23 protein-coding genes and 3 pseudogenes are annotated in these 25616 nt (G+C 63.9%); 11 read left to right on the forward strand and 15 right to left on the reverse strand.

The window, feature by feature from the left end:
• The first annotated feature begins 97 nt into the window (after positions 1–97).
• Together ACCQ16_RS02255 and ACCQ16_RS02260 are read left to right on the forward strand one after the other, a co-directional pair.
• Positions 98–1618 (forward strand): peptide MFS transporter, encoded by a 1521-nt coding sequence (locus tag ACCQ16_RS02255; protein ID WP_011346143.1) that lies wholly within the window; start codon positions 98–100, stop codon positions 1616–1618.
• Between the two features lie 11 nt (positions 1619–1629).
• Complete coding sequence (locus ACCQ16_RS02260; RefSeq protein WP_008575538.1) at positions 1630–2220, forward strand: thioredoxin family protein; 591 nt, start codon at positions 1630–1632, stop codon at positions 2218–2220.
• Positions 2221–2579: 359 nt separating this feature from the next.
• On the opposite strand, the gene ACCQ16_RS02265 is transcribed toward ACCQ16_RS02260, so the two are convergent.
• Complete coding sequence (locus ACCQ16_RS02265; RefSeq protein ID WP_008575539.1) at positions 2580–3068, reverse strand: MarR family winged helix-turn-helix transcriptional regulator; 489 nt, start codon at positions 3066–3068, stop codon at positions 2580–2582.
• Between the two features lie 122 nt (positions 3069–3190).
• On the opposite strand from ACCQ16_RS02265, the gene hppD reads away from it, so the two are divergent.
• The 3 genes from hppD to hmgA all read left to right on the forward strand — a co-directional run bounded on the left by hppD (position 3191) and on the right by hmgA (position 6282).
• Positions 3191–4306 carry a 4-hydroxyphenylpyruvate dioxygenase gene (gene hppD, locus ACCQ16_RS02270; RefSeq protein ID WP_008575541.1) on the forward strand — a complete coding sequence of 372 codons (1116 nt, stop codon included), beginning with the start codon at positions 3191–3193 and terminating at the stop codon, positions 4304–4306.
• A gap of 178 nt (positions 4307–4484) precedes the next feature.
• On the forward strand, positions 4485–4877 hold the full coding sequence (locus tag ACCQ16_RS02275) for an endonuclease domain-containing protein (RefSeq protein WP_277572992.1): 393 nt from the start codon (positions 4485–4487) through the stop codon (positions 4875–4877).
• A gap of 85 nt (positions 4878–4962) precedes the next feature.
• Positions 4963–6282, forward strand: coding sequence for a homogentisate 1,2-dioxygenase (gene hmgA / locus ACCQ16_RS02280; protein WP_277572991.1), 1320 nt, complete (start codon positions 4963–4965; stop codon positions 6280–6282).
• Between the two features lie 308 nt (positions 6283–6590).
• Here the strand turns inward: hmgA and ACCQ16_RS02285 are convergent, their stop codons facing one another.
• Positions 6591–7142 carry a hypothetical protein gene (locus ACCQ16_RS02285; protein WP_218559150.1) on the reverse strand — a complete coding sequence of 184 codons (552 nt, stop codon included), beginning with the start codon at positions 7140–7142 and terminating at the stop codon, positions 6591–6593.
• Positions 7143–7307: 165 nt separating this feature from the next.
• Between ACCQ16_RS02285 and ACCQ16_RS02290 the strand changes: the two genes are divergently transcribed.
• Positions 7308–7931 (forward strand): hypothetical protein, encoded by a 624-nt coding sequence (locus ACCQ16_RS02290; protein ID WP_041469981.1) that lies wholly within the window; start codon positions 7308–7310, stop codon positions 7929–7931.
• A 339-nt stretch (positions 7932–8270) separates the two neighbouring features.
• Here ACCQ16_RS02290 and ACCQ16_RS02295 read toward each other — a convergent pair whose 3' ends face one another.
• Genes ACCQ16_RS02295 through ACCQ16_RS02320 form a run of 6 tightly spaced genes read right to left on the reverse strand, consistent with a single transcriptional unit; the run spans position 8271 to position 14214 of the window.
• Positions 8271–8690, reverse strand: coding sequence for a Na+/H+ antiporter subunit G (locus ACCQ16_RS02295; RefSeq protein WP_008575549.1), 420 nt, complete (start codon positions 8688–8690; stop codon positions 8271–8273).
• Positions 8687–8971 (reverse strand): K+/H+ antiporter subunit F, encoded by a 285-nt coding sequence (locus ACCQ16_RS02300; protein WP_003486364.1) that lies wholly within the window; start codon positions 8969–8971, stop codon positions 8687–8689. Before ACCQ16_RS02300 ends, ACCQ16_RS02295 begins: the two co-directional genes overlap by 4 nt.
• Positions 8968–9474, reverse strand: a complete 507-nt coding sequence (locus tag ACCQ16_RS02305) for a Na+/H+ antiporter subunit E (RefSeq protein ID WP_008575552.1) — start codon at positions 9472–9474, stop codon at positions 8968–8970. Before ACCQ16_RS02305 ends, ACCQ16_RS02300 begins: the two co-directional genes overlap by 4 nt.
• Positions 9471–11015, reverse strand: a complete 1545-nt coding sequence (locus ACCQ16_RS02310) for a monovalent cation/H+ antiporter subunit D (protein WP_029818466.1) — start codon at positions 11013–11015, stop codon at positions 9471–9473. Before ACCQ16_RS02310 ends, ACCQ16_RS02305 begins: the two co-directional genes overlap by 4 nt.
• Positions 11012–11386: a Na+/H+ antiporter subunit C gene (locus tag ACCQ16_RS02315; protein WP_011346152.1), complete on the reverse strand. Its 375-nt coding sequence runs from the start codon at positions 11384–11386 to the stop codon at positions 11012–11014. Before ACCQ16_RS02315 ends, ACCQ16_RS02310 begins: the two co-directional genes overlap by 4 nt.
• Complete coding sequence (locus ACCQ16_RS02320; RefSeq protein ID WP_277572989.1) at positions 11386–14214, reverse strand: monovalent cation/H+ antiporter subunit A; 2829 nt, start codon at positions 14212–14214, stop codon at positions 11386–11388. The genes ACCQ16_RS02315 and ACCQ16_RS02320 overlap by 1 nt, the downstream gene beginning before the upstream one ends.
• 165 nt (positions 14215–14379) lie before the next feature.
• On the opposite strand from ACCQ16_RS02320, the pseudogene ACCQ16_RS02325 reads away from it, so the two are divergent.
• Positions 14380–14724, forward strand: a pseudogene (locus tag ACCQ16_RS02325) (NAD-dependent epimerase/dehydratase family protein); the annotation flags it as partial.
• Between the two features lie 109 nt (positions 14725–14833).
• Here ACCQ16_RS02325 and ACCQ16_RS02330 read toward each other — a convergent pair.
• From ACCQ16_RS02330 to ACCQ16_RS02360, 7 genes and pseudogenes are all read right to left on the reverse strand, one after another.
• Positions 14834–15319: an Mpo1 family 2-hydroxy fatty acid dioxygenase gene (locus ACCQ16_RS02330; protein ID WP_014089180.1), complete on the reverse strand. Its 486-nt coding sequence runs from the start codon at positions 15317–15319 to the stop codon at positions 14834–14836.
• 96 nt (positions 15320–15415) lie between these two features.
• A pseudogene (locus ACCQ16_RS02335) lies at positions 15416–16717 on the reverse strand (M4 family metallopeptidase); the annotation flags it as partial.
• A gap of 30 nt (positions 16718–16747) precedes the next feature.
• A protein-coding gene (locus ACCQ16_RS02340) for an IS3 family transposase (RefSeq protein ID WP_094030629.1) occupies positions 16748–17850 on the reverse strand; the annotation gives its coding sequence in 2 pieces (ribosomal slippage) (positions 16748–17592 and positions 17592–17850; 1104 coding nt in all).
• Between the two features lie 68 nt (positions 17851–17918).
• Positions 17919–18221, reverse strand: a pseudogene (locus tag ACCQ16_RS02345) (M4 family metallopeptidase); the annotation flags it as partial.
• Between the two features lie 425 nt (positions 18222–18646).
• Positions 18647–20512, reverse strand: a complete 1866-nt coding sequence (locus tag ACCQ16_RS02350; protein WP_218502345.1) for a C40 family peptidase — start codon at positions 20510–20512, stop codon at positions 18647–18649.
• A 51-nt stretch (positions 20513–20563) separates the two neighbouring features.
• A complete protein-coding gene (locus tag ACCQ16_RS02355; protein ID WP_236615007.1) occupies positions 20564–21196 on the reverse strand; it encodes a hypothetical protein in 633 nt (210 codons plus the stop codon).
• A gap of 248 nt (positions 21197–21444) precedes the next feature.
• Positions 21445–22371: a phosphoribosylaminoimidazolesuccinocarboxamide synthase gene (locus ACCQ16_RS02360; protein ID WP_008575574.1), complete on the reverse strand. Its 927-nt coding sequence runs from the start codon at positions 22369–22371 to the stop codon at positions 21445–21447.
• Between the two features lie 209 nt (positions 22372–22580).
• On the opposite strand from ACCQ16_RS02360, the gene ACCQ16_RS02365 reads away from it, so the two are divergent.
• The 4 genes from ACCQ16_RS02365 to yegS all read left to right on the forward strand — a co-directional run bounded on the left by ACCQ16_RS02365 (position 22581) and on the right by yegS (position 25389).
• Positions 22581–22910 (forward strand): J domain-containing protein, encoded by a 330-nt coding sequence (locus ACCQ16_RS02365; RefSeq protein WP_014089186.1) that lies wholly within the window; start codon positions 22581–22583, stop codon positions 22908–22910.
• Positions 22911–23034: 124 nt separating this feature from the next.
• Entirely contained in the window at positions 23035–23736 is a 702-nt protein-coding gene (gene rpe / locus ACCQ16_RS02370) for a ribulose-phosphate 3-epimerase (protein WP_029818472.1), read from the forward strand.
• A complete protein-coding gene (locus tag ACCQ16_RS02375; RefSeq protein ID WP_011346164.1) occupies positions 23733–24224 on the forward strand; it encodes a GNAT family N-acetyltransferase in 492 nt (163 codons plus the stop codon). The genes rpe and ACCQ16_RS02375 overlap by 4 nt, the downstream gene beginning before the upstream one ends.
• A 235-nt stretch (positions 24225–24459) precedes the next feature.
• Positions 24460–25389, forward strand: a complete 930-nt coding sequence (gene yegS, locus ACCQ16_RS02380; RefSeq protein WP_014089189.1) for a lipid kinase YegS — start codon at positions 24460–24462, stop codon at positions 25387–25389.
• Positions 25390–25616 lie beyond the last annotated feature (227 nt).

Raw genomic sequence — 25616 nt, forward strand, 5'->3', positions numbered from 1 at the left:
GCGAATTTGACGCGTACATGACGTCTAAGTGATCCTCGCGCGTCGCCCGGGCTCGCCTCGGTGCACCCAGCCATCACTGAATACGCAAGGGACCTCTATGAGCGTTGACGCGACCGCGCCGACATCCGCCTCCACACCGCCGCAGCCGCCGGCGCCTCCCGAGTTCCCCACGTTGCTCGGCCACCCCCGGCCGTTGTGGCTGCTGTTCATGACCGAATTCTGGGAACGCTTTGCGTTCTACGGCATTCGCTGGGCGCTGGTGCTGTACATCGTGGCGCAGTTCTTCAATGGCGATGCCACCGGCCAGGCGCCGGCGGGGCGGACCTATGGCGCCTACCTGGCGCTGGTGTACGCGGCGGCGATCTTCGGCGGCTACGTGGCCGACCGCGTGCTCGGTTACCAGCGCTCCATCCTGGTCGGGGCCGCCGTCATGGCGACCGGCCTGTTCCTGATCGCCATTCCCGACCACACCATGTTCGAGATCGGCCTGGCCACCGTGGTGGTCGGCAACGGGCTGTTCAAGCCGAACATTTCCACCATGGTCGGCAAGCTGTATTCGGTGGCCGATCCGCGCCGCGACAGCGGCTTCACCATCTTCTACATGGGCATCAACCTGGGTGCGATGATCTCGCCGGTATTGACCCAGTTGCTGGCCGAAAAGGTGTTCGGCACTGAAGTCATGCCGTCCTACAAGATGGTGTTCATGGCTTCCGGCGTGGGCATGCTGATCAGCCTGGTGTGGTTCTGGTTCGGCCGCGTCCAGCTCAAGGGCATCGGCGCCCCGGCGCCCAACGCGCAGGGCATGGGCCGCGTGCTGATGGTGCTGGTGGGCTGCTTGCTGGCGATTCCGGGCGTGTACTTCCTGCTCGCCGTCGGTGCGGACGTGTTGCAGATCGTGCTGACGGTGCTGTTCATCGGCCTGTCGGTGATGCTGCTGGTGGAAGGCATCCGTGAAGGCAAGGTACAGCGCGACAAGGTGATCGCGATGCTGATCATCTTCGCTTTCAACGTGCTGTTCTGGATGTTCTTCGAACAGGCCGGCAGCTCGTTCACCTTCCTGGCCGACAACATCGTCAACCGCAACTTCGGCAGCTGGACCTTCCCCACCGCGTGGTTCCAGTCGGTGAACTCCATCGCCATCATTGCGCTGGCACCGGTCATCGCGTGGATCTGGGTCAAGTCCGGCCGCTTCAATCCGTCGATTCCGCGCAAGTTCGGCCTGGGCCTGCTGTTTAACGGCCTGGCCTTCCTGCTGCTGATGTTTGCGCTGTCCAGCCTGGTCAACGACGCCGGCAAGATTCCGTTCTGGACCTTGTTCATGGTCTACGTCATCCAGTCGGTCGGCGAGCTGTGCCTGTCGCCGATCGGCCTGTCGATGGTGACCAAGCTGGCCCCGGTACGCCTGGTCGGTTTCGGCATGGGTGGCTGGTTTTTGTCCACCGGCATCGGCAACAACCTGTCGGGCATTTTCGCCGGCCATGTCAGCGGAAACGAAGGCATGAGCGTGTCCTCGGCGCTGGGTGGGTATACGTTCGGGTTCTGGGCGCTGGTGGGCGCCGGCGCGTTGCTGTTCCTGATCGCGCCGCTGATCAATAAATTGATGCATGGTGTGAAGTGAGGAGAACAGCGATGCCGATCAAACCCCTTGTCTGTGGCCTGCTGCTGACCGGTCTGTTGAGCGCCTGCGGGCAGACCAGCAGCCCGCAGGAGGCGCCCAAGCCGTTGGATACCTCGATGCAGAAGCCGCCCAGCGCCGATCCCAGCCAGCCGGTGTCTTCGGGCAACACGCCGACCGCGGCCGACATCGCCGCGGCCGCTGCGCTCAATGCGCAATACGACCCCTCGCGCGATCCGGCGGCCGATCTGGAGACGGCCAAGGTCGAGGCCAAGCGCGGCGGCAAGCGCATCGTGCTCAATGTCGGCAATGCCGCTTGCGAGCCCTGCAAGGCGCTGGACGAGTTGATGGGCGGCGATGCGGAACTGCGCAGCTTCCGCGACGCGCACTTCGTGGTGGTCAAGGTCAACCGCGATGCAGCCAACGAGAACGCTGCCTTCCTGTCGGCGTTCGCCCAGCTCAACGACGCCCCGTCGCTGCTGGTGCTGGACAGCGACGGCAAGCTGCTGACCACGCAGTCCGGCCCGGAGCTGCGCAAGGGCGAGGGTTTCGACCGCAAGAAGCTGTTCGATTTCCTCAAGCAGTGGGCGCCACCGCAGGCCTGATGCTGGGCGAACGCGTCACACAAAAACCCCCGCATTGCTGCGGGGGTTTTTGTCTGCATCGTGCCGATGGCTATCGCTCGGCGCGAACTCAGCCTGTGACTTTCACGCGCGCAGCCCTGGCGCGATGTGATGAGGCCTTGCTGGCGACGGCAGCGCACACCGGCATGCGATGCGCTGCGTCAATGCGCGATTTGCGAGCCAGCGAACAGTCGTTTCCGAGCGCGCCGACAATCTATCGAAATCGCGCGACAGCGCCGCGGCACGGCATCCAGGCCAGTGCTGCGCCAGCGCCGATTGCAACCGGATCCGATCCTGCGCGGCGCCAAGGCACCACGCATTGGCTCTCGGCGTAGCGCTGTTCAGTCCTTGCTGGCCATGCGCGGCAGCCCGTCCTTGGCCAGCCGGTCGATCAGCGTTTCCAGGACCTGCTGTTCTTCGGCGCTGAACACCGACATCAGCCGTTGTTCCATCTCGTTGACCAGCGGCGCGACGGTCTCGTAGACCTGCCGCCCGGCCGGCGACAACGCCAGCATCGAGCGGCGGCGATCGTCGCCATGGGTCTCGCGGCGGATGAAGCCGCGCTCCAGCAGGCGCGCCACGGCGCGGCTGACTGCCACCTTGTCCATCGCCGTGCGGTCGGAGACCTCGCTGGCCGAGGAACCCGGATACAGCGCCAGGATCGTGATCACCCGCCACTCGGGAATCGCCATGCCGTAACGATCGCCGTATACCTTGGCGATGTTGCTGCTGATACGGTTGGACAGCACGCTCAGGCGATACGGCAGGAACTGCTCGAGGTTGAGCAGCACGGGATATTGCGGCGGGTGGGGGCTGTCGAGATCGCTCATGTTGCACTGTGTCTTGATTTTGGTTTCATTTGCAACTACAAACCGAGGGTGGCCTGCGCATTCTCGCGGGTCTTCTGCTACTCCGCATAGCCCTGCGGCCCCCCAAGCGTGGAGAAACGAAGATGAGCGCACAACCGAACACCACTGCAACCCGCCCCGATCCTGGCATGCAGGTCACCACCTTCGACAATCCGATGGGCATCGACGGCTTCGAGTTCGTCGAATTCGCCGCACCGGCCGGCCAGGGGGAACAGCTGCACGATTATTTCCGCAAGATGGGCTTCAGCGCGGTGCTGCGTCACCGCAGCCGCCCCATTACCGTCTATCGCCAGGGCGGGGTCAACTTCCTGCTCAACGAAGATCCCGATTCGTTCGCTGCCGATTTCGCCGCCGCGCACGGCCCCTGCGCCTGCGGCTTTGCCATCCGCTTCCGCACCCCGTCCGAGACCGTGCTGCAGACGGTGCTGGGCAACGGCGGTGAAGCCGTGCAGAACAAGCCCGACACCCGCGCGGTCCCGGCGCCGGTGGTCAAGGGAATCGGCGATTGCATGCTGTACCTGGTGGACCGTTACGGTGAGGCCGGCAGTATCTACGACGCCGATTTCGAGCCGATCGACGGTGCCGACCAGCACCCGGCCGGCTTCGGACTGACCTTCATCGACCACCTGACCCACAACCTGTATTTCGGCAACATGCAGCGCTGGTCAGACTATTACGAGCGCCTGTTCAACTTCCGCGAGATCCGCTATTTCGACATCAAGGGCGCCAAGACCGGCCTGGTGTCCAAGGCGATGACCGCGCCGGACGGCATCGTGCGCATCCCGCTCAACGAATCCTCCGACCCTAAGAGCCAGATCAACGAGTATCTGGACGCGTATCAGGGCGAAGGCATCCAGCACATCGCCTGTTTTACCGACGACATCTATACCAGCGTGGAAAAGATGCGCGCCGCCGGCGTGAGTTTCCTGGATACGCCGGACACGTATTTCGATGTGGTGGACCTGCGCATCCCCGCGCATGGCGAAGATGTCGAACGCCTGCGCCGCAACAAGATCCTGATCGACGCCGACCCCGATACCAAGCAGCGCAAGCTGCTGCAGATCTTCACCACCAACTGCATCGGCCCGATCTTCTTCGAGATCATCCAGCGCAAGGGCAATGAAGGCTTTGGCGAAGGCAATTTCCAGGCGCTGTTCGAAAGCATCGAGCGCGATCAGATCAAGCGCGGGGTGCTTTGAGGGCGGGGATTGGGTATTGGTGATTCGGGATTCGGGATTCGGGATTCGCTTGGAGCAAGACCCTCGAGCGCCACCTCAGCAAGACCAGGCTGTCTGATAAGAAAAGCCCATGAAAACGGACGTGCTTGAAGCCCCTCTCCCCACGGGAGAGGGGTTGGGGTGAGGGTACGGTGGAGCGATGAAAATCAAACCGCCATTGCCTACCGTCACCCGTGCCCACGCACGCGCATTGCGTCGCCACATGACCGACGCAGAGCGTGCACTTTGGCGCTGTCTGCGAAGCAATCAGCTACAAGGCTTCAAGTTCCGAAGGCAGCATCCGATTCCACCGTACATCGCAGACTTTTGTTGCATTGAAGCTAAGGTGATTGTTGAGCTGGACGGATCGCAGCATCAGGCATCCTTCGATCAGGCAAGGACGCGGTGGCTTCAATTGAAAGGCTGGATCGTGCTGCGCTTTTGGAATAACGATGTGTTGCTTTCGCTGGATGCTGTGGTTGAGGCGATCTTCACGATAGTCGCGACGCCGTACCCTCACCCCAACCCCTCTCCCGGTGGGAAAGGGGCTTGAACATTGCGTTTCTCTAACATCGCACCTCCCTGCAACCATCGCACCTCCCTGCAACGGTGGTGCCGCAACCGAAGAGCCCACGCCCATGCATGACCAGACTTCCTACATGACCGGCTTCGGCAATGAGTTCGCAACCGAGGCGGTGGCCGGCAGTCTGCCGGTCGGGCAGAACTCACCGCAGCGCGTGGCGCATGGCCTGTACGCCGAGCAGTTGTCCGGCACCGCCTTCACCGCGCCACGCGGCGAGAACCGGCGCAGCTGGCTGTACCGCATTCGTCCGGCAGCGGTGCATGGGCGTTTCTCGCTGATCGAGCAGTCTCGGCTCCACAACGACTTCGGCGGCGGCCCGGTGCCGCCGGATCAGCTGCGCTGGAGTCCGTTGCCGTTGCCGTTGCCGGCCACGCGCACCGATTTCGTCGATGGCCTGTACACCATGGCCGGCAATGGCAGCCCGGAGGCGATGACCGGCGTGGCCGTGCATCTGTATGCGGCCAACGCCTCCATGCGCGATCGTTTCTTCTACGACGCCGACGGCGAGCTGCTGCTGGTGCCGCAGCTTGGCCGGTTGCGGGTCTGCACCGAACTGGGCGTGCTTGAACTGGAGCCGCAACAGATCGGCGTGATACCGCGCGGTGTGCGTTTCCGGGTGGAACTGCTCGATAGTGAAGCGCGTGGCTACGTCTGCGAAAACTTCGGCGGCCTGCTGCGCCTACCGGACCTGGGGCCGATCGGCGCCAATGGCCTGGCCAATCCGCGCGATTTCCAGACCCCTCGCGCCGCCTTCGAACGACGCGAAGGCAGGTTCGAACTGGTGGCCAAATTCCAGGGCCATCTCTGGCGTGCCGACATCGGTCACTCGCCGCTGGATGTCGTCGCCTGGCACGGCAATTACGCGCCTTATCGTTACGACCTGCGTCGCTTCAACACCATCGGCTCGATCAGTTTCGATCATCCCGATCCCAGCATCTTCACCGTGCTGACCTCGCCCAGCGACACGCACGGGACGGCGAACATGGATTTTGCGATTTTCCCGCCGCGTTGGCTGGTGGCACAGCACACCTTCCGCCCGCCGTGGTTCCATCGCAACGTCGCCAGCGAATTCATGGGCCTGGTGCATGGCGTCTACGATGCCAAGGCCGAAGGCTTCGCGCCCGGTGGCGCCTCGTTGCATAACTGCATGAGCGGGCACGGCCCGGATGCGGCCACCTTCGACAAGGCGTCACAGGCAGATCTCACGCGCCCGGACGTGATCGCCGACACCATGGCCTTCATGTTCGAAACGCGCGCGGTGTTGCGCCCTACGCAGCAGGCATTGAACGCCGCCCATCGGCAAGCGGATTACCAGCAGTGCTGGTCCGGATTGCGCGCTGCGTTTCAACCGCCGACAACGGAAGACGCAACCTAGCGCGCGGCCAAGACCTCGCAAGCAATTGGCAGATGGTGCGGACGATGCTCAGGCACACGGTGCCTGGAGTGGATGGCGGCCAGATGCCTGCCCCGAGTACCAGCCGGCTGCGCCTGGCGGCTGAGCGGCAGGGGTCCGACGCTCTCAAGCCGGACTGCAGCTGCTCTGTCAGCGCGTCAGCGATGTGATGCGAGCGGTGGGTGCGCGGGCTGCTGCCGTTGCGGTGATGCGGCGCTCGGCTCCAGCCCCTGCGCATGTTGAGCGACTCGGCAAGAGCCGGTCGGCGCGCGCTGGCCACCACTGCCAGATCACGCGGCTTGCAAGGTCTCCGGCAGCAGCTCGCCGATCCGTGTGCGGACGCGTTCGGCGTAGCTCGCCGAGGTGATCTGCGGCAGCGCGTGCAACGCCTCGGCGATGGTCGTGCGGATCTGATCGTCGTCGCGCGCGGCGTGCAGTTGCCGATGCAGCGCAGCGGCAAGGGCATTGCGTTGCAACTGCAGGATATCGAGCAAGTACAGGCGTGCATTGGTCGCTGCACGGCGACGCAGGCGCCGCAGCTCTTCTTCGCTGGGCCCTGCGTCCGGTAGGGCCACAGGGGCTTCGTGCACATCGGGCAGCGCGGCAGTGGCTGCCGTGCGCGTTTGACCCGCAGCACCGTCTGCAGCGGGTCCAAGATCCAGGTACCCCATCGCGCACAGGCTCTGCACCAAGCCGGTGCCGTCGCCGCCCAGCAGCGTGGCGAGCGTGGCCAGATCGCGCTGGCCGTCGGCCAGGATCAACGCGCGCCGTTGCAGCAGCGTCAGCGGGCTGCGGTGCGATTGCAACGTGGTTAGGGCGAGCTCGGTCTTGCGTGGGATCATGGCGGCGGTCCTGCGAAGCCAATAGCGTGACGCCCGCCAATGAAGCGCCGATGACATGGCGGCGACGGTGTGTGGCCACGCTCTGCACATGGTCGCGATGGTGGCTGTGTACGCTGTACTGCAACTCTAGGAAACGCGCAGATGACATCCAGACTATTGGGCCTGATGAGCGCATTGCTCGTACTGACCAGCTGCAACCGCGCCGACCAATCGCCCGCGCCGGCCGCGCCCGCCAACGCCGAGCACGCACCGGTTGCGGCCGCTGACGACCAACCGGCGGCCACTGTCCCGCCGGCCACGGCGCCAGCTGGCACATTTCCACCGCGCACCCAGCAGGACCCCGCTGCGCTTGCGCGCATGGATGGCTATGGCGATTTGCGCTTTGGGATGGATGCCAGCCAGGCGCGGGCTGCCTGGGGTGGCGATTTGCAGGGCGAGGCGGCACCCGATAATGGCTGTTACCTGCTGCGCCCACGGTGGGCCAGCGATGCGCGTCGCTTGGGCTTCATGTTCGAAGGCGGGCAATTGGTGCGCTTGCAGACCAACGAAGCGAAAGAGACGGCGCCGGGCGGCGGCAAGGTCGGCATGACATTGGCGCAGCTGCGTGCGTTGTACCCCGACGGCCTGACCGAGCAGCCGCATAAGTACATTCCAGGCGCGCTGACGCTGCGTCTCCCCGACGCTGCCACGCAGACCGCGCTGGTATTCGAGACCGATGCAGACGGCAAAGTCACCAGCTGGCGCGTGGGCAAGCCGCCGCAGGTGGATTACGTCGAAGGCTGCGGCTGACATGCAAGGTGCGATGGCGGTGTCGTCTTGCGCAGGCGTTTGTATCCTGCGCTAGCGGAGGGTGTGTCATTCCTGCTGCGGCCCATGCGTCGCGCCGGTGGGCGATGGTGGGCGGTCGCAGAATCGCTCTGCGCAACGGTGGCACAGCGCTGCGCGTGGTTGTTGAGTCGCGCCACACTGCAGTTGCATGCCCATCTGTGGTTGGCGAACGCACGAAGTGAGCGCTCGTGAGTCGATACCCCATGTGCCGGCGACCGACTCAGCCAGTTGCGCCGTTGAGAAGGCTCTGAGCAGCAACCGGACCTGATCGGCAAACAATCCACGCCGGGCAGCAACGCCTCAGCCACCCTCGGACGCAGGCCCCGGATGCTGCTTCTCGGTTTCTTCGTTCTCGCCAAGATCGCCTTTGACCTGCGGCAATCCTTCCTGCTGCGCGTCGCCGTGGTTCGGTACTTCCGGGCGGTTTTCCATCATCAGCGACAGCGCTGCCTTGGCCATCAAGTGCGCGCTGATCGGTGCGGTGATGAACAGGAACACGGTGATCAGCAATTCGCGCGGCTGCGGGTCCACGCCGAGAAACAGGTGGTAGCCCACCGAAGCCAGCAGCACGCAGCCCACGCCCAGCGTGCTGGCCTTGGTCGGTGCATGCAGGCGCTTGAAAAAGTCCGACAGCTTCACCAGGCCGAAAGCGCCGATCAGGATGAAAAACGTGCCCGCCAGCAGCAAGGCGCTGAGCAAGTATTCGGTGAGGGCGATCATTCGACGATACTCCGCCGCAACACGTACTTGCTCAGTACCACGGTGCTGCCGAAGCCGAGCATCGCAATGACCAGGGCCGCCTCGAAGTAGATCGGCGAATCCAGGTACATGCCCAGCAGCATCAATTCGGCAATGGCGGTGACCGAAAGCGTGTCCAGCGCCAGGATGCGGTCTGGCACGGTCGGCCCGCGCAGCAGCCGCCATAAGGCCATCAGGATGGCCAGGCCCACCGCGTGCATGCAGATCACGATGGTTGATTCGATGAACATGTGGCCGGTCATGGAAAGATCTCCATCAGGGGCTTTTCGTAGCGGGTCTTGATCTCGGCAATCAAGGCCTGCGGATCGTCCAGATGCAGTACGTGCACCAGCAGATATTTGCGGTCGTCCGACAGCGCGGCCGAGACGGTCCCCGGGGTCAGCGTGATCATGCTGGTCAAGGCGGCAATGCCGTGGATGTTGGCGATGTCCAGCGGCACCCAGATGAAACCGGGGTGGATACGCGATTCTGGCCCGAGCACCTGCGCAGCGACCTTGATGTTGGAGCGCACGATGTCGCCCGCGGCCACCAGCAGCATGCGCGGCACCGAGCGCAGCGAGCCGATCTGTGCGAACTCGCGGTCCAGCCGCGCCGCAAAGATCGGTACCACCACGCCCAGCAGCATGCCCAGGACCCATTGCTGCGGGCCGAAGCTATCGCTGAGCAGCAGCCAGAACACGAAGACCGTCACGCTCAAGGGCGGCGAGGGAAACAGGCGGCGACGCAGTGGCAGACGCGTGTTCATGGCTGCCTCCGTTGCGGCGTGGTGGCGCGGACCTGGTCGACATACGCGCCGGGGTCGCGCAACTGCGCAGCGGCCGCATCGGTGTAATGCATCAGGGGACCTGCGGCGCCGGTCATCGCAACCAGCCCGCTCAGCAACAGCACCGTGGCGGCGGTCTCCACCGGACGCATGCGGCCACGCCGCGGCGGCTGCAGTTCCGGCGCATTTTCCGCCGCCGCCGGCACCCGCCAGAACAACCGCACGCCGGCGCGGGTGAGGCCGATCACGATCAGCAGGCTACTGCCGAGCACCGCGATCCACACCGGCCCGACCAGCCCTTCAGGCACGTGTTGCAGCAATGCGGCCTTGGCCAGAAATCCGGAGAGTGGCGGCAACCCGGCCACCGCCACCGCGGCAATCATGAACATCGTGCCCGGAATGGCCCGCCCCGGTAGCGGCGCCACCACTTCCTTGCGGTCGCTGGCACTGCCGCGGCGACGGCGGATCAGGTCAGAGACCATGAACAATGCAGCGGCGACAAAGCTGCTGTGCGGCAGGTAATACAGCCCCGCGCCCAGTGCGCCGGCATCGTCCAGCGAAAACGCGATGAACAAGGTCGCTGCCGAAAACACCACCAGGTACGACACCATCACCCGCAGCCGCGATGCGGCCATCACCCCGAACGCGGCCATCAGCAGCGTCGCAATGCCCAGCCACAACAGCGCATGACGACCGAAGCCGTGCATCGAGCCGGCACCGGCGCCGAACCACAGCGACGACACCCGCAGCGTTGCATACAGCCCCACCTTGGTCATGATGGCGAACAACGCAGCCACCGCCGCCGGTGCACGCGAGTAGGTTTCCGGCAACCACAGATACAGCGGCAGCAGTGCGGCCTTGCTGCAGAACACCAGCAGCAACAAGCCCAGCGTGGCCTTTGCCAACGGCAGGTCCTGCGCCGGCAGATCGGCAATGCGCTGCGACAGCTCGGCCATGTTGAGCGTGCCGAACACACCGAACAGCAGGCCCAGCGCAATCAGGAACAACGTCGACGCACACACGTTGAACACCACGTAATGCAGGCCCACCCGCATCTGCAACCCGCGCCCGCCGCTGAGCAGCAGGCCGTAGGAGGCGATGAGCATCACCTCGAAGAACACGAATAGGTTGAAGATGTCGCCGGTCAGGAATGCGCCGTTCAAGCCCATCAACTGGAACTGGAACAATGCATGGAAATGCGGTGCGCGCCGGTCCCAGCCTGCGCATGCATGCAGCAGGCACGCCGAGCCCAGGATCAAGGTCGTCAGCAGCATCCATGCCGACAAGCGGTCGCCCATCAGCACGATGCCGATGCGCGCCGGCCAGTCGCCGAGCAGATAGACCAGGATCTGGCCGTCGGCCGCGCGTGCGAACAGGGCGATGACCGCCGCGGCCAACAAGGCGATGCTGACCCACGCCACGCTGCGCTGCACGCGCGGCCCATAGCGGCGGTGCTCGACGAACAACGATGCCGACGCGCCCAGCATCGGGATCAGGATGGGCAGGATCAGCAGATGGTTCATCGCCGGGCCTGCCGCGTATCCGTGCCGGTCGCGGCATCTTCGTGCGCATCCACATGGTCGCTGCCATTGTCGCTACGGCTGCGGATCGCCAGCACCAGGCTCACCGCGGTCATCGCAAACGCGATCACGATGGCGGTCAGCACCAAGGCCTGCGGGAGCGGATCGGTGTGATGCATCAGCTCGGCCGGCACGCCGTCGCGCAACACCGGCGCCTGGCCGCTGCGCAAGCGCCCACCGGCAAAGATCAGCAGGTTGGTCGCATACGACAGGAAGGTCATGCCCAGGATCACATCGAAGCTGCGCGCGCGCAGCAGCAGATAGATCGCCAGTGCGGTGAGGACGCCGATCGCGCTTGCCACTGCCAATTCCATCAATGCTGCTCCGCGGTGCGTGTCGAACGTTGGGTGGGGTCGATCTCGCCGCGCTGCGAACTGCGCGTACGCGAGGGCTTGATCGTGCCCATCATCGACAGCATCAACATCGCCGCACCGAACACCACCAGGTACACGCCGGTATCGAAGCCCAGCGCACTGGCCAGTTCCAGCTCGCCCAATAGCGGCAGCGGAATTTCCAGATGTCCGCTGCTCAGGAACGGCAGCCCGAACACCAGCGAGCCGGCGCCGCTGACCAGCGCGCACAACAAGCCGATGCCGATCAGGCGGATGTAGTCGAAACCAAAGCGCGACTCCACCGAGGCCGTCCCCTGAATCACGTACTGCATCAGCAATGGCACCGCCAACACCAGCCCGGCAATGAAGCCGCCGCCCGGCGCGTTGTGCCCGCGCAGGAACAGGAACAGCGACACCGTCAATGTCAGCGGGAACATGATCTGCGCCAGATCGGCCGGCACCGGCAACTTGATCGGCGGCCCCGGCATGGTGCGCTCCGGTGCCATGCGCGCGCGGCGCAGCAAGGCGTGCACCACCAGCCCGGCGATGGCGAAGACGGTGATCTCGCCAAAGGTATCGAAGCCCCGGAAATCCACCAAAATTACGTTGACCACATTGCGCCCATACGCTTCGGGCAAGGCGCGCTGCAGCAGTTCGCCGGCGACCGAATGGCTGGGTTGCGTCATCAAGGTATACGCCAACGCCGCAAGACCGGCACCGCCGGCAATGGCAATTGCGGCATCACGCATCTTGCGCAGCCGCGCACGTTCGGGCAACGAGCGCTCGGGCAGGTAGTTCATCGCCAGCAGCATCAGCACCAGCGTGACCATTTCCACCAGCAACTGCGTCAGCGCCAGATCCGGCGCCGACAAGAACACGAACGTCAGGCTGACCGCCAGTCCGGTGCCGCCGAGCACCAGCACCGCCAACAGGCGCTGCTTGTACAGGAACAGGCTGCCCAGGGCGCATGCGATCATCAACAGCCACACCATCCACCCCAGCGCCGGCATTGGCATGGGTGCAGGCCATTGCGGCAATGCACCGCCTTGCAGGAACGGCACCAGCGCCACCACGACCGCGCTTAGCACCAGCAGCATCAACATGCGCTGCAGGTTGCCGTTGGTGACGGCGTCGGTCATGCGTGCGGTGGCACTGAACAAGGCACGCAGGTTCCATTGGAACAGTGCCTTTCCCGGCGAACGGTTCTGGATTGCATACAGATCCAGCGTGCGGCGCAGCGCCACGTACAACAACGCACCGCCGACGATGCCGGCAACGCTCATCGCCAGCGGCAAATTGACGCCATGCCACAGCGCCAGGCTGTAGTCGGGCAGCCGGTCGCCCAAGATCGCGGTGGCACCGGCGCGCAATACGGGCGCCACTGTCCATGCCGGCACGATGCCCACCGCCACGCAGGTAAGTACCAGCACGTCGACCGGAATCCGCATCCAGCGCGGCGGCTCGTGCGGCGTGGTGTCCAGCGCGCGCGGGCCTTCGCCGAAGAACGTGTCGTGCACGAAGCGCAGGCTGTACGCCACGCCCAGCAGGCCGGCCAGCAGCGCAGCGGTGCTGGCCAGGATGCGCATCAGTTGCGGCGCTTCGGTATCCAGCGCAACCGCGAAGAACATTTCCTTTGACAAGAAGCCGTTGAGCAGCGGAATGCCGGCCATGGCCAGCGAAGCGGTGATGGCCAGCGCGCTGGTCACCGGCATCAACCGGCGCAGATTGCCCAGCTTGCGCATGTCGCGCGTGCCGGTCTCATGGTCGATGATGCCGGCGGCCATGAACAACGACGCTTTGAAGACCGCATGGTTGATGAGGTGAAACACGCCGGCCACCACCGCCATCGGCGTGGACAGGCCGAACAGCATCGTGATCAGGCCCAGATGCGAAATGGTCGAGTACGCCAGCACGCCCTTGAGATCGTGCTGAAAGATGGCGTGCCAGGCGCCCAACAGCACCGTGATCGCGCCGATGCTGGTCACCGTATAGAAAAACAGATCGGTACCGGCCAGCGCCGGATGCAAACGCGCCAGCAAAAATACGCCGGCCTTCACCATCGTGGCCGAATGCAGATACGCCGACACCGGCGTGGGCGCCGCCATTGCGTGCGGCAACCAGAAGTGGAACGGGAACTGCGCGCTCTTGGTGAAGATGCCCAGCAACACCAAGCCCAGCGCGTACGGATACAGCGGGCTGGCGCGGATCACATCGCCGGCGGCCAGGACGGCATCGAGCTGAAAACTGCCCACGATGCGGCCGATCATCAACACGCCGCCCAATAACGCCAGGCCGCCGCCGGCAGTCAGCACAAAGGCCATGCGTGCGCCTTCGCGCGCGTCCTTGCGATGCGACCAGAAACCGATCAACAGGAACGAGCTGATGCTGGTGAGTTCCCAGGACACCATCAGCAAGAGCAGGTTGCCCGACAACACCATGCCGAGCATCGCGCCCATGAACAGCAAGAGATAGGCAAAAAAGCGCGACGCGCTATCGCGTGCGCTCAAATAGTAATGCGCGTACAGCACCACCAGCGCACCGATGCCCAGCACCAGCAGTGCGAACATCCAGGCCAGGCCGTCGAGCCGCAGCGAAAACATCAGGCCAATCTGTGGCAGCCACGCGTGCTCGCTGGCAATCACCTCGCCGCGCAGCACCGCGGGCGTCAACAGCGCCAGCACCAGCAGCCCGGCCAACGGCGCGGCCGCAGCCAACCACGCAGTGATCGAACGGGAGGCGCGCCAGAGCAGCGCAGCGGCAGCGGCCATGACAAATGGCAGCGCCAGCAGAATTTCCAACGAGAAAGGCATGCAGGGAACACAAGATTCGCGAGCAGGCCCGAGAGCTTAACAAACCCTTGACTGACGTCCGCGTCAACGCCGCCAGCGCACATGGCCTGCCATCGGCCCCACTGGGCTGCACATTGCAATGCCGCACTCGCTATGCTGCAGGCATTCATGCATCGATAATGCCCTGTGACTGCCGCCAATCCCGCTCCGTCCACCGCTGCATCTGCGCCGCGCGCCCTGGTCTTCGGCGGCAGCGGGCAAATCGGCGAGCGCTTGCTGACCCGTCTGCTGAGCGGCCGATGGCAGGTGACAGCGTGGTCGCGCCAGCCGCGCGCAGCGCGCTCCGGACTGGTCTGGCGGCAGGGCGATCTGGCTGTGCCGGCAGCTGCTGGCGAGGCGTTCGAGGTGATCTTCAGCTGTGGTCCGCTGGACCACTTCGCACGCTGGTATGCCGAAAACCCGGTGGTAGCGCCGCGTATCGTGGCGTTCGGTTCCACCAGTGTTGAGGTCAAGGACTACTCCATCCCCGCACCAACTGAACCGGCACGCCGCGATTTCGGCTATGCGCCGCGTGCGTTTCGCCCACTGCCCGAAGAGCTCGGGATCGGCGCGTGAGGCTTGGCTGGTCTGTCGGCGACGCTCAGTAACGCCAACCCAGCTGGCGATACGCCTTGGCCAGCACCCAGATCGGCCCGATCAGCAGATAGGTCAGATCGGTTAGGAAGCTCGGTTTGCGGCCTTCGATCTTGTGGCCGACGAACTGTGCAATCCACGCCAGCACGAACACCGTCAGCGCGGTGGTGAACAGGCCGCCAAGCCCGACGCGGCCTTCGATCAACCGGCACACACAGCCGAAGAAGAAAAAGATCCCCAGCATGCCCAGCCCCAGCGGGCGCGACAGCCGGTTGTAGTACGACCACGCCGCAAACATCGACAGCGCGGCCCACACGCCGCTGCTGAACCAGCTACCGCCGACCGGGATGCACCACAACAGCGCCACCACCGACCACAGGATGGCAGGCACCGCCAGCACGTGGATCTGCTGATTGGTCGCGTTTTGATGATCGTCGGAATAGCTGGCGAAATAGCGCTCGATCGGTCGCGCGGTCGTGGTGCTTTGGCTCATGTTCCCTCCCAGGAATGATCCAAGCATACGCGCGCGGATGGCGCCATGGCAGATGTGCCCTCGCCACGCCTTGGTGGCGTGGCGAGGGACGCACCGTCAGTTCACCGAGACCGCGCTCCACGCCGCCGCTACTGCGCGGTATTGCGTGGACGTGCTGCCGTACAGATCGGTGGCCGCGCTCAGCGTGGCCCGACGGGCAGCCGCGTAGTTGGTGGACGAGGTCATGTAGACCGTCAGTGCGCGATACCAGATGCGGCTGGCCGCGGCGCGGCCGATCGCGGTGAGCGCCGTGGAGCCGCTGCAGACCAGACTGGTCGGGGTCAGGTTGTAACTGGTGCCCGAGCCGAACCCGCTCGGCACCACCGCCCCTTCGGCCAGCAGATAGTAGAAGTGATTGGCCACGCCCGAGCTGTAGTGCACATTGAGCGAGCCCAGGCTGCTGCTGTAGCAATCGGGCGATTTGCCATCCAGGCTTGGCTTGAACATGTAACGCAACGCCAGTGTGCCGGTGCTGTTGTTGGGGATGATCTTCTCGCCAATCAGATAATTGCCCGGCTCGGCGCTGTTGGCAGCGGAGTACTCCACCATGGTGCCCATGATGTCGGACGTGGCTTCATTCAAACCGCCCGATTCGCCGGAGTAGGTCAGCGCGGCGGTGCGGCTGGTCACACCGTGGGTCATCTCGTGGCCGGCCACATCCACCGACACCAGCGGCGTGAACGTGCTGCCGTCGCCATCGCCGAAGGTCATGCAGAAACAGCTGTCCTGCCAGAAGGCGTTGTTGTAGCGACTACCGTAATGCACCCGGCTCCGTGCACCGGCGCCATCGTTTGCAATGCCCGTGCGCGAATGCGTGGTGCGGTAATAGTCCCAGGTCAACGCCACGCCGTAATGCGCATCGACCGCTGCGGTGATCGTATCGCCGGTGGTGCCGCTGCCCCAGGCATTGTCGGCATCGGTGACCAGCGTGCCATTGCCGGAGGTGCTGTTGCGCATGTTGTAGGTCGCACCGCTGCCGCGACTGAGATCGGTCATTTCGTAGCTGGTGCTGCTGCAGCGCGTCGTGTTCACCGTCACGCTGCCCGCATACAACGAACGTCCTGTGCCAGCGGCGCTGGTGCCGCCGCTACATGCGGTATGCACGGTATCCCAGGATTCGAGGATGCGCTGGTTCACCGCATCGACGATGTAATGCATCTCGGTCGGTGTCTGGTCGGGTTTGACGCCGCTGTAAATTACCTCGTACACCAGGCGCGGCGCGCCCTGGCGTGCATACAGCGCCAGACTCGCACGCGGCGCGGCATCCTGCGCCACATCGAAGTGCGAACCGGCCACACGCAATGCGGTTGCCGCATCGATTCCCGGCACCAGGCTCGGACGCACCGTGGTGTCCATGCGACGTCCCCCCGCTCTGAGTAGCGGCCGGGTTTAGAGTCCGGGGTTGATGATATCGGTGTTGGCCAGCTGTTGGGCATACGCAGATGGCGTCATGCCGCCAATGGCCTTCTTGGGTCGCTCCTCGTTGTATTCGCGTCGCCAGCGTTCGATCTCGGTACGCGCATGCAGCAGGGTTGGGAACCAGTGCTCGTTGAGGCATTCGTCGCGCAGCCGGCCATTGAACGATTCGACGTAGGCGTTCTGGTTTGGCTTGCCAGGCTGGATCAGCCGTAACTGCACGCCACGCGCATGTGCCCAGGCCACCATCGCTTTGCCGCAAAACTCCTTGCCGTTATCTGTGCGGATCACCTGTGGCAAGCCGCGACTGTGCGCCAGCCGATCCAGCACGCGTGTCACGCCATGGCCCGAGATTGCGCGCTCCACCTCGATGGCGATCGCTTCGTGGGTTGCATCGTCCACGATCACCAGACACTTGATCACTCGGCCTTCGGCGCTGCGGTCGAACACGAAATCCATCGACCACACCTGATTGGCCTGCGATGGCCGCAGCAGCGGCTGACGCTCTCCTATCAGCACCTTTTTGCGCTTGCGGCGCCGGACCTGCAGCTGCTGCTCGCGGTACAACCGCTCCACACGCTTGTAGTTCACGATGCGTCCTTCCTGTCGTAATTTGAGATAGATCATCCCCACACCATAACGGCGATGGCGATGCGCCAACGCACAGATGCGTTCGCGCAGTTCGACGTTGCGATCTTCGCGCGGGCAATATCGCAGCGCACTGGCGCTCATGCCGATCACTGCCAACGCACGACGCTCGCTGGCACCACGCCCGATCCACTCGCGCACCAGCATGCGACGCGCCGGTGCGCTCACCACTTTTTTCGCAGTGCATCCTTGATCAGGTCGTTCTCGAACAGCTGCTCGGCCAGCAACTTCTTCAGCCGCGCGTTCTCGGACTCAAGGTCCTTGAGCCGCTTGGCATCGGGCACGCTCATCCCGCCGAACTTGCTGCGCCACAGATAATAGGAAGCCTCGCTGAAGCCATGCCGCCGGCACAGGTCCTTGATCGCCACACCGGCATCAGCTTCGCGCAGGAAGCCGATGATCTGTTCTTCAGAAAAACGCTTCTTCACGTCCAATCTCCTCGAGTTAGGGAATTGGACTCCAAACTGAGGTGCTACTCAAAATCGGGGGGGCGTCGCATGGTCTGGCTCAATTCACGCATCACCCCGCGACGCGAGTGCACCACCACGTCGCCGCCGATCACTGGCAGGCCCTGATAGGTGCGATCGAAACGCACATGTTCGGTACCGTCGGCATCGACGATGCTGTCGCGTGCGATGAAGGCGTCGGCCGGCGCGCGATTGGCCAATGCAGATGCGTTGTTCCCCAATAACGATTGCGCGCGCGAAACAGCGGCATTTGCCGACACATCGGCAGCATTCGCGGCAGCAGAAAACGAGAGCGCGCAGCAGATTGCCGCGCCCAGGACATGGAATTGCATGACGACTCTCTCCAGAAAACGTGCAATGCAAAGACCGGCAGCCCCCCGACGGCCGGTCGCCGATGGCACCTTGGGTGCCGGCAGTTACGCTTGCACAGTCACGAACTGGACAGTAGTAAAAATTACGGATGTGTTGCGTTCTGTGCGCCCGGCCACTTTCCGCTGTGGCGCGCATCGCAGAGGCGCAGCGGAAAGTGGTGTGATTGGCCGCTGCGGCCAAGCATGCGCGCAATGCAGTGGTGTCAGGCAGGGTTGCGCCGTATCGTTGCGCCAGCGCGGGGGTGTTGCGGTGTCACATCACCACGCGCGCTGGCCGTTGAATGACGATCAGCTTGCGCGATGTGTCGTGACTCCCGCGGTGCATGTGGAAACAAGAACGCCGGCCAATCTCCTGGCCGGCGTCTTCTTGATCTATCGCTGAAAGATCAGCGACCTCCCATCGCAACCTTCTGCTGTTCTTGCTGGGCCTGTTGCTGCTGCGAGTGACCAGCCAGCAACTGCGCGCTGGTTTGCTCAAGTGTCGGGGTAGGTTGGTTCAGGTCCACCGCCGCACGGAAGCCCGGCGTGGTGCCCATGACGAACGCCTTGCCGTCCTGCACTGTCACGTTCTGCAATTTGTCCGCGCTGTCGATCCCATTCTGCTTCGCCTGCAGCGTGACATGTGCCGCCGTCTCGTTGGAGATCATGCTCGGCAGCCTGCTGCGGATTGCGTTATGTAGCGCGTGGTCGGGATGCGATGCATCGTTGAGCGAAGGCCCTTTCGGCGCAGCAACCTGCGCCTCGCGCGTCTGCGCCGGTTGTGCAGCCAATGCTGCACGCGTATCGCGGCCGACAACACCGTCCTGCTGCAGCCCATGCTGCTTCTGGAACGCCATTACCGCCTCACGCGTGTGGTCGCCGAAGCGCCCGTCTTCGGCCAGGCGGTTGCCTTGTGCATCGCGTACACCGAGACGGTTGAGGTCCTGCTGCAGCGACTGAACTTCTCCGCCCCGCGCGCCGTGCCTTAGTGAATGAGACGTACCCTCTACAGCGGCCTGATGAATTGACGATACGCTGCTGGAAGACTGTGTACGTGCTGTGGTTGCTTCCGCATTGCCATGTAATGGCGCCCGCACCTGGAATTCTGGTTTGGGCGTGAGCGCGCCAACGATATGCGTCCCACCGCCGTCCCAATATCCACCTGGTTTGATAGTGACTTCTGCAGGTCCCGTTGTGCCTTGAGAGCCGATGAATTGAATGTTTCCGTTGGCGTCATAGCCTTTAAAGATGCCTACATGTTGCCCTTGCGAAGATGAGAACATGAGGATGTCACCTTGATGCAGTGATCCATTTGGTTTGCGTGCTTCCGATCCTGGAGTGACATCGAAATGTTCACGCGTGTAAGGGGTGACGCTTGTTCCATTGAATAGCTTGGCGGTGGTGAAGTTTGCCGCGTTTTCGCCGGGTACGTCGTAGCCGGCATTCTTGAGCCCTCTCCACACAAACGCGGAGCAATCTACCCCCAGCCGGCCATCACCGTCGTTGTCACGCTCGAGTCTGCTGCTATCTCGGCCCGGGCGCGGATGATCTGGGCGGCCGTACTCATACTTGCGACCTTCCCCCATGAAATGCTGGTAAGCCTCGTTGTAGACCGCCGCTCCGCCTGCCGCCTTCGCGCCTTGCGTCACCGCTGAATTGTTTGCGGCTGGCGTGTTCAACGACGGGGTTTGCACCTGCGCATGTCGAGCCGACTGCGCATGAGCGGGCTGTTGGGTAGTTGTGACCTCACCTGCGCGCCACCCCTCAAATCGACGAATGCCATCTGCAAGCACTTCGCGCTCGCGCTCACTCATTTGGCCAACCGTCTTGTCGCGAAGGTTGACGCCATTCTTGTCTCCTTCGGCAAAAATCGCTGCAGCCTGCTCTTTGTGATGCGTGCGCCCGCTGTAGTCAGCCGTGGAATAACTCGGGAGCATCTGTTCTACAGTCTTCTCACCAAAGCGACGTTCCAATAATTGAATCTTGGCTGCGCGCCCAGCTTCGTAACTTTCGAATACGGCATTACCCCATTGGTCCAGGCCAACCACACCGCGGTAACGATCTTGCGCAGCCTCAAGCGCTTGTTCTCGGGTGCGTGGGTTGTGCACCGTCTTGTCGGCACTACCGGAAAACTCAAACTTAAGATTGCCCGGATTATTGTTGCGCCAGGACACGGTGCCCCCAGAGCGCGTGACGACACTGCCGTCGTCCATTTCCAATGTGCGGGTCGTGCCTACGCTACTGACCACACGGGTAATTTTGGGATCCGACATGAGCTTTTCCTTGGCTGGTTGGTTGGTCGAACCTGATCAGGATTATATGACTCACAATCCGTTCGAAAATATATCGAGTGCATCCGCACTTACCCATCCTTGCGCGCAATTGCCAACGTATTGTCCTGGTGCTGCCGCGTGGCAGCTCTCACTACTTTCAGGCTTGATCTGCTTAATCGGCCTGTCGCCATAGGTTTTGCACAATGCGTTGTTTTTGCACTTTGCAATGGTGTCCGCTGGAATTGCGGCCACGTAGTAATAACGCGGGTTTTGTCCGGCTCGGCCGATCGCCTGGACGCAGACGAGCTGGCCTTGGGTCAGGTTTGCCGTAGCTGTTGCGCTGCTGCCGGTGGTGGGCACAACGTTCAATAGATCTACTCCGTTCGCCTGGGCTATGCCGGCGAAAAATCCCTCATTGCCGCAATCGGGCGAAAACTCCACGTCATAAAAATCACCACTATCGACATTGCCTGCTGTGCATCCCTTTGCAGCCTTCGCATCCGTGCAGCTGACGCCAGTGGCCTGTATCAACGCGCCTAGTCTGTCGTTGACCTGCGAGACCGCAGCTGTGTTGCTTTTCGCAGATGCTGCTGGAGCGGACGAGGCTGCAGATTGGCCGTCCGTGCAGGCGCTTAGCGCTAGCAACAAACTGGACAGTGCTGCATTGCGGAAGGCGGGCAACATGCGAAAGAAGTGACTTGACCGTGCCATTGCGACCTCGTTGGGCAAGAGCGCACGCCATCGCGGCGAGCGTGGTGGAATAAACTAGATGCGATTGTGTGCGGTGGCCGTCATGAAGTTTCACACACCGCCGCCAGCTTGGCCTTAGTTGGCGGGCGATGTGCTCGAAACGCGCCAATTATTTCAACGCTTCAGTTATGACGGCGTCAGCGAAATGCGCCACATTACCCCTTCAAATCCGGGGTAGGCAATCAATCCACCGAAATGTCCGCCAGCCGCTGCAGCGCTTCGGCATATTTCGCACGCGTGCGATCGATGACGTCGGCCGGCAGGCGCGGGCCGGGCGCGGTCTTGCCCCAGTCCAGGGTTTCCAGATAATCGCGCACAAACTGCTTGTCGTAGCTCGGCGGGCTGGTGCCCGGTTCGTATTGGTCGGCCGGCCAATAACGCGAGGAATCCGGAGTCAGCATCTCGTCCATGATGTACAGGCGGCCATCGGCATCGGTACCGAATTCGAACTTGGTATCGGCCAGTAATATGCCGCGTTCGGCAGCAAAATCGGCTGCGAACCGGTAGATGCGCAAGGTGGCATCGCGCACGCGTTCGGCCAGCTCGGCGCCGACCGTCTTGACCATTGCATCGAAGTCGATGTTTTCGTCGTGGTCGCCAACCGCTGCCTTGGTCGAAGGAGTGAAAATCGGCTCGGGCAGTTTCTCGGCCTGACGCAGGCCGTCGGGCAATTCGATGCCGCTGATCTTGCCGGTGCGCTGGTAATCCTTCCAGCCGCTGCCGATCACATAGCCGCGGGCGATGGCTTCCACCGGCACCGGCTTGAGCTTGCGCGTGACCACGGCGCGTTTGGCGTACAAGGCCGGATCGACACCCTCGGGCAATACCTGCTCCACGCGGATGTCCACCAGGTGGTTGGGCATCAGGTGTTCGGTCTTGTGGAACCAGAAGTTGGATACCTGGCACAGCATCTCGCCCTTGCCGGGAATCGGGTCGGGCAGCACCACGTCGAACGCGGACAGGCGGTCGGTGGCCACCATCAACAGATAGTCGCCCGGGGGCGCATCGGCGGGCAGGCGGTCGCGGGGAAGATCGAAGACATCGCGGACCTTGCCACGGTGACGCAACGGCAGGCCGGGCAGATCGGATTGCAACAGCGTGGTCGACACAGGCACTCCTAAGGACGTCGCTATGACGCTGTCCCCGGGACCCGGCGGGCCCGCGGGTAGGCAGCGGGCCGCGTAGTGTACGGCGCTTCGCCGCCTCCCGCAGAATTTATTGGAGGCCCGCGCGGTGGGGCTTGTGCAGGAGCCGTCAGCCAGGCCGGGCGGGCGTTCGGGTAAGATCGCCAGCCCGCCTCCCGCCCCCGATCGCCCCCATGTCCTGGTACGGAAAACTGCTCGGCGCATTGGCCGGTGCCTTGCTGTTTCGCGGGGCGCCGGTGGTGGGGCTGCTGATCGGGCTGGCGATCGGCCACGCGGTCGACGCCGGCTGGTTCAAACGGCGCGCGGAAAATCCGTACGAGGCGCTTGGCCTGGAGCCGGACGCCACCACTGCCGAGATCGACCTGGCCTATCGCCGGCTGATGTCCCGCTACCACCCGGACAAGGTCGCCAACGCCGACCCGGAAGCCCGCCGCCAGGCCGAAAAGAAGGCCAGCCAGATCAACGCCGCCTACGACCGGATTCAACGGCAGCGCAAGCGCTGAAGCAAAGGCTCACGCCGAAAACCGCTGTGTTACGCAGTGCCGGGCGTCGACGCAGCGCGCTGTACATCGAAAGCCCCAGCGCCCAGCGGCATCCGGCTTTCCTCTCCGGGCCACGGTTGCGACAATGGCGCTCCTGCATTTTTCCGAGCTGCCCATGCAACCGACGGCGATCGCCCCGTCCATCCTGTCCGCCGATTTCGCCCGTCTGGGCGAGGAAGTGAACAACGTCCTCAAGGCTGGTGCCGACTGGGTGCACTTCGACGTGATGGACAACCACTACGTGCCCAACCTCACCATCGGCCCCATGGTGTGCCAGGCGCTGCGCAAGCACGGCATCACCGCGCCGATCGACGTGCACCTGATGGTCGAGCCGGTGGACCGCATCGTGCCGGATTTCGCCGAAGCCGGTGCCACCACCATCAGCTTCCACCCCGAAGCCAGCCGCCACGTGCACCGCACGATCCAGCTGATCAAGTCGCATGGATGCCAGGCCGGACTGGTGCTCAACCCGGCCACGCCGGTGGACATCCTGGATTGGGTGCTGCCCGAGCTGGATCTGGTATTGGTGATGTCGGTCAACCCGGGCTTTGGCGGGCAGGCCTTCATCCCGTCCGCACTGGACAAGCTGCGCGCCATCCGCCGCAAGATCGACGCGACGGGCAAGCCGATCCGGCTGGAGATCGATGGCGGGGTCAAGGCCGACAACATCGGTGCGATTGCCGCGGCCGGCGCCGACACCTTCGTCGCCGGCTCGGCCATTTTCAATGCGCCCGACTATGCGCAGGTGATTGCGCAGATGCGCGCGGCGGTGGATGCGGTGCGATGAGCCGGCCCGCGCCGCAGATCCGCAGCGCCACGCCTGAGGATGTGCCGCTGCTGCATGAACTCATCACCGCGCTGGCGGTGTACGAGCGCGAGCCGGGCGCGGTCAAGGCCGGCCTGGAGGAGTTGCGCGCCAGTCTGTTCGGCGACGGCGCCACCGCGCATGCGCTGATCTGCGAGCAGGACGGTCAGGCGCTGGGATTTGCGGTGTATTTCTTCAACTACTCCACCTGGCTGGGCCGCAACGGCCTGTACCTGGAAGACCTGTTCGTCCGGCCGGAAGCGCGCGGCAAGGGTGCGGGCCTTGCGCTGTTGCGGCACCTGGCGCAGCTGGCCGTGCAGCGCGGCTGCGGGCGGTTCGAATGGTCGGTGCTGGACTGGAACCAGCCGGCCATCGACTTCTACAAGGCAGTCGGTGCGCGCCCGATGGACGGCTGGACCGTGTACCGGCTCGACGGCGAACGGTTGGCCGCATTTGCGGCAGGCGCCTGAGCCAGGCACGCCGCGCAATCCAGCCTCATGCAAAAGGAAGGCCGCTCCTATCGGGGCGGCCTTCAAGAAAATTGGAGGCTGATCCTGCCTCCGCCCGTCGTCCCTGCTATGGCCTTCCACTCTCCGGGTCATCGATGACACCGCAATGACAGTGCGCAGCCAGCGCCTATTCACGATCTGCCCATTGGCCCGCTGCTAGCCTGCGGCCATTACCCTCACAGCATCGGCAGCGCGCATGGCCCCGTCCCACTGGCGTGTGATCCTCAACGGCAAGTCCACCGACAACATGGACCTGCGTGAGGCGGTGGGAACGCTGCGCAAGCGCGGCATCCAGCTCGATGTGCGGGTCACCTGGGAAGACGGCGATGCCGAGCGCTACGTGGGCGAGGCGGTGGCCGATGGCGTGCACACGGTGGTGGCCGCCGGTGGCGACGGCACCCTGAGCGAAGTGGCCGCCGCCCTGGCGCACCACGAGGGCGATGCGGCCTCGCTGCCGTCGCTGGGCCTGGTGCCGCTGGGCACCGCCAACGACTTCGCCACCGCCGCCAATCTGCCGATCGCCCCGCTGGAGGCGTTGACCCTGATCGCCGAGCGCGTCGCGCAGCCGGTCGACCTGCTGCGGATCGACGCCGACCACGGCCCACACTGGTGCGCCAATGTGGCCAGCGGCGGCTTCGGCACCCAGGTCACGGTGGAAACCGACGAAGGCCTGAAGAAGATGCTCGGTGGCCTGGCCTATCTCATCACCGGCATGTCGCGGCTGGGCCGCATCGACCCGATCAGCGCCCGCTTCAGCGGCCCGGAGTTCAGCTGGGAAGGCGAATTCATCGCACTTGGCCTGGGGAACGGGCGCCAGGCCGGTGGCGGCCAGGCGCTGTGCCCGGAAGCACTGATCGACGACGGCCTGCTGGATGTCACCATCGTCCCCGACCTCGACGGGGAAGTGGCCGCCACGCTCGGCACCCTGGTCACCGGCGGCAAACAGGCCGCGCTCGAACGCGTGGCCGTGCGCGCCCGCGTGCCGTGGCTGGAAATCGTTTCCCAGCAACCGCTGACTTTGAACCTGGACGGCGAACCGGAAACCTCGCGGCACTTCCGCATCGAATGCGTCCCGGCGCGTCTGCGAATGCACTTGCCGGGTGAGTGCCCTTTGCTTGGCGGGTGAGAATCGGGAATCGGGAAAGCTTCGCATGCGTTTCGGGTGGGCCAGGCAATCGCCGCAGCCCACCTTCGCCGTTGTTGAACGGCGTTCGCCCCCGCCTGCTGCCCTGGGCCAGCAGTTGCGCTACAGTAGCCGTGTGTCCCGCCTGACGACTCCACGCTCCTTCTCTTCCGCTCGCCGCTGGTGGCGATGGTGGCCCGTTGCCGTCGTCCGCCCCGCCACAGAGTCCC

Origin of the sequence: Xanthomonas sp. NCPPB 1062 (genome assembly GCF_041481705.2) — a bacterium.
Taxonomy (GTDB): Bacteria; Pseudomonadota; Gammaproteobacteria; order Xanthomonadales; family Xanthomonadaceae; genus Xanthomonas; species Xanthomonas euvesicatoria.

Excerpts from the sequence above, each read along its gene's own strand:
- ACCQ16_RS02275 (WP_277572992.1), top strand. The coding sequence starts at position 4,485 with ATGAAAATCAAACCGCCATTGCCTACCGTCACCCGTGCCCACGCACGC.
- ACCQ16_RS02290 (WP_041469981.1), top strand. The coding sequence starts at position 7,308 with ATGAGCGCATTGCTCGTACTGACCAGCTGCAACCGCGCCGACCAATCG.
- ACCQ16_RS02350 (WP_218502345.1), bottom strand. The coding sequence starts at position 20,512 with ATGTCGGATCCCAAAATTACCCGTGTGGTCAGTAGCGTAGGCACGACC.
- yegS (WP_014089189.1), top strand. The coding sequence starts at position 24,460 with ATGGCCCCGTCCCACTGGCGTGTGATCCTCAACGGCAAGTCCACCGAC.
- ACCQ16_RS02295 (WP_008575549.1), bottom strand. The coding sequence starts at position 8,690 with ATGATCGCCCTCACCGAATACTTGCTCAGCGCCTTGCTGCTGGCGGGC.
- ACCQ16_RS02300 (WP_003486364.1), bottom strand. The coding sequence starts at position 8,971 with ATGACCGGCCACATGTTCATCGAATCAACCATCGTGATCTGCATGCAC.
- ACCQ16_RS02365 (WP_014089186.1), top strand. The coding sequence starts at position 22,581 with ATGTCCTGGTACGGAAAACTGCTCGGCGCATTGGCCGGTGCCTTGCTG.
- ACCQ16_RS02255 (WP_011346143.1), top strand. The coding sequence starts at position 98 with ATGAGCGTTGACGCGACCGCGCCGACATCCGCCTCCACACCGCCGCAG.
- ACCQ16_RS02355 (WP_236615007.1), bottom strand. The coding sequence starts at position 21,196 with ATGTTGCCCGCCTTCCGCAATGCAGCACTGTCCAGTTTGTTGCTAGCG.
- ACCQ16_RS02320 (WP_277572989.1), bottom strand. The coding sequence starts at position 14,214 with ATGCCTTTCTCGTTGGAAATTCTGCTGGCGCTGCCATTTGTCATGGCC.
- ACCQ16_RS02305 (WP_008575552.1), bottom strand. The coding sequence starts at position 9,474 with ATGAACACGCGTCTGCCACTGCGTCGCCGCCTGTTTCCCTCGCCGCCC.
- ACCQ16_RS02265 (WP_008575539.1), bottom strand. The coding sequence starts at position 3,068 with ATGAGCGATCTCGACAGCCCCCACCCGCCGCAATATCCCGTGCTGCTC.
- hmgA (WP_277572991.1), top strand. The coding sequence starts at position 4,963 with ATGCATGACCAGACTTCCTACATGACCGGCTTCGGCAATGAGTTCGCA.
- ACCQ16_RS02310 (WP_029818466.1), bottom strand. The coding sequence starts at position 11,015 with ATGAACCATCTGCTGATCCTGCCCATCCTGATCCCGATGCTGGGCGCG.
- rpe (WP_029818472.1), top strand. The coding sequence starts at position 23,035 with ATGGCGCTCCTGCATTTTTCCGAGCTGCCCATGCAACCGACGGCGATC.
- ACCQ16_RS02260 (WP_008575538.1), top strand. The coding sequence starts at position 1,630 with ATGCCGATCAAACCCCTTGTCTGTGGCCTGCTGCTGACCGGTCTGTTG.
- ACCQ16_RS02330 (WP_014089180.1), bottom strand. The coding sequence starts at position 15,319 with ATGAGCCAAAGCACCACGACCGCGCGACCGATCGAGCGCTATTTCGCC.
- ACCQ16_RS02315 (WP_011346152.1), bottom strand. The coding sequence starts at position 11,386 with ATGGAATTGGCAGTGGCAAGCGCGATCGGCGTCCTCACCGCACTGGCG.
- hppD (WP_008575541.1), top strand. The coding sequence starts at position 3,191 with ATGAGCGCACAACCGAACACCACTGCAACCCGCCCCGATCCTGGCATG.
- ACCQ16_RS02375 (WP_011346164.1), top strand. The coding sequence starts at position 23,733 with ATGAGCCGGCCCGCGCCGCAGATCCGCAGCGCCACGCCTGAGGATGTG.
- ACCQ16_RS02285 (WP_218559150.1), bottom strand. The coding sequence starts at position 7,142 with ATGATCCCACGCAAGACCGAGCTCGCCCTAACCACGTTGCAATCGCAC.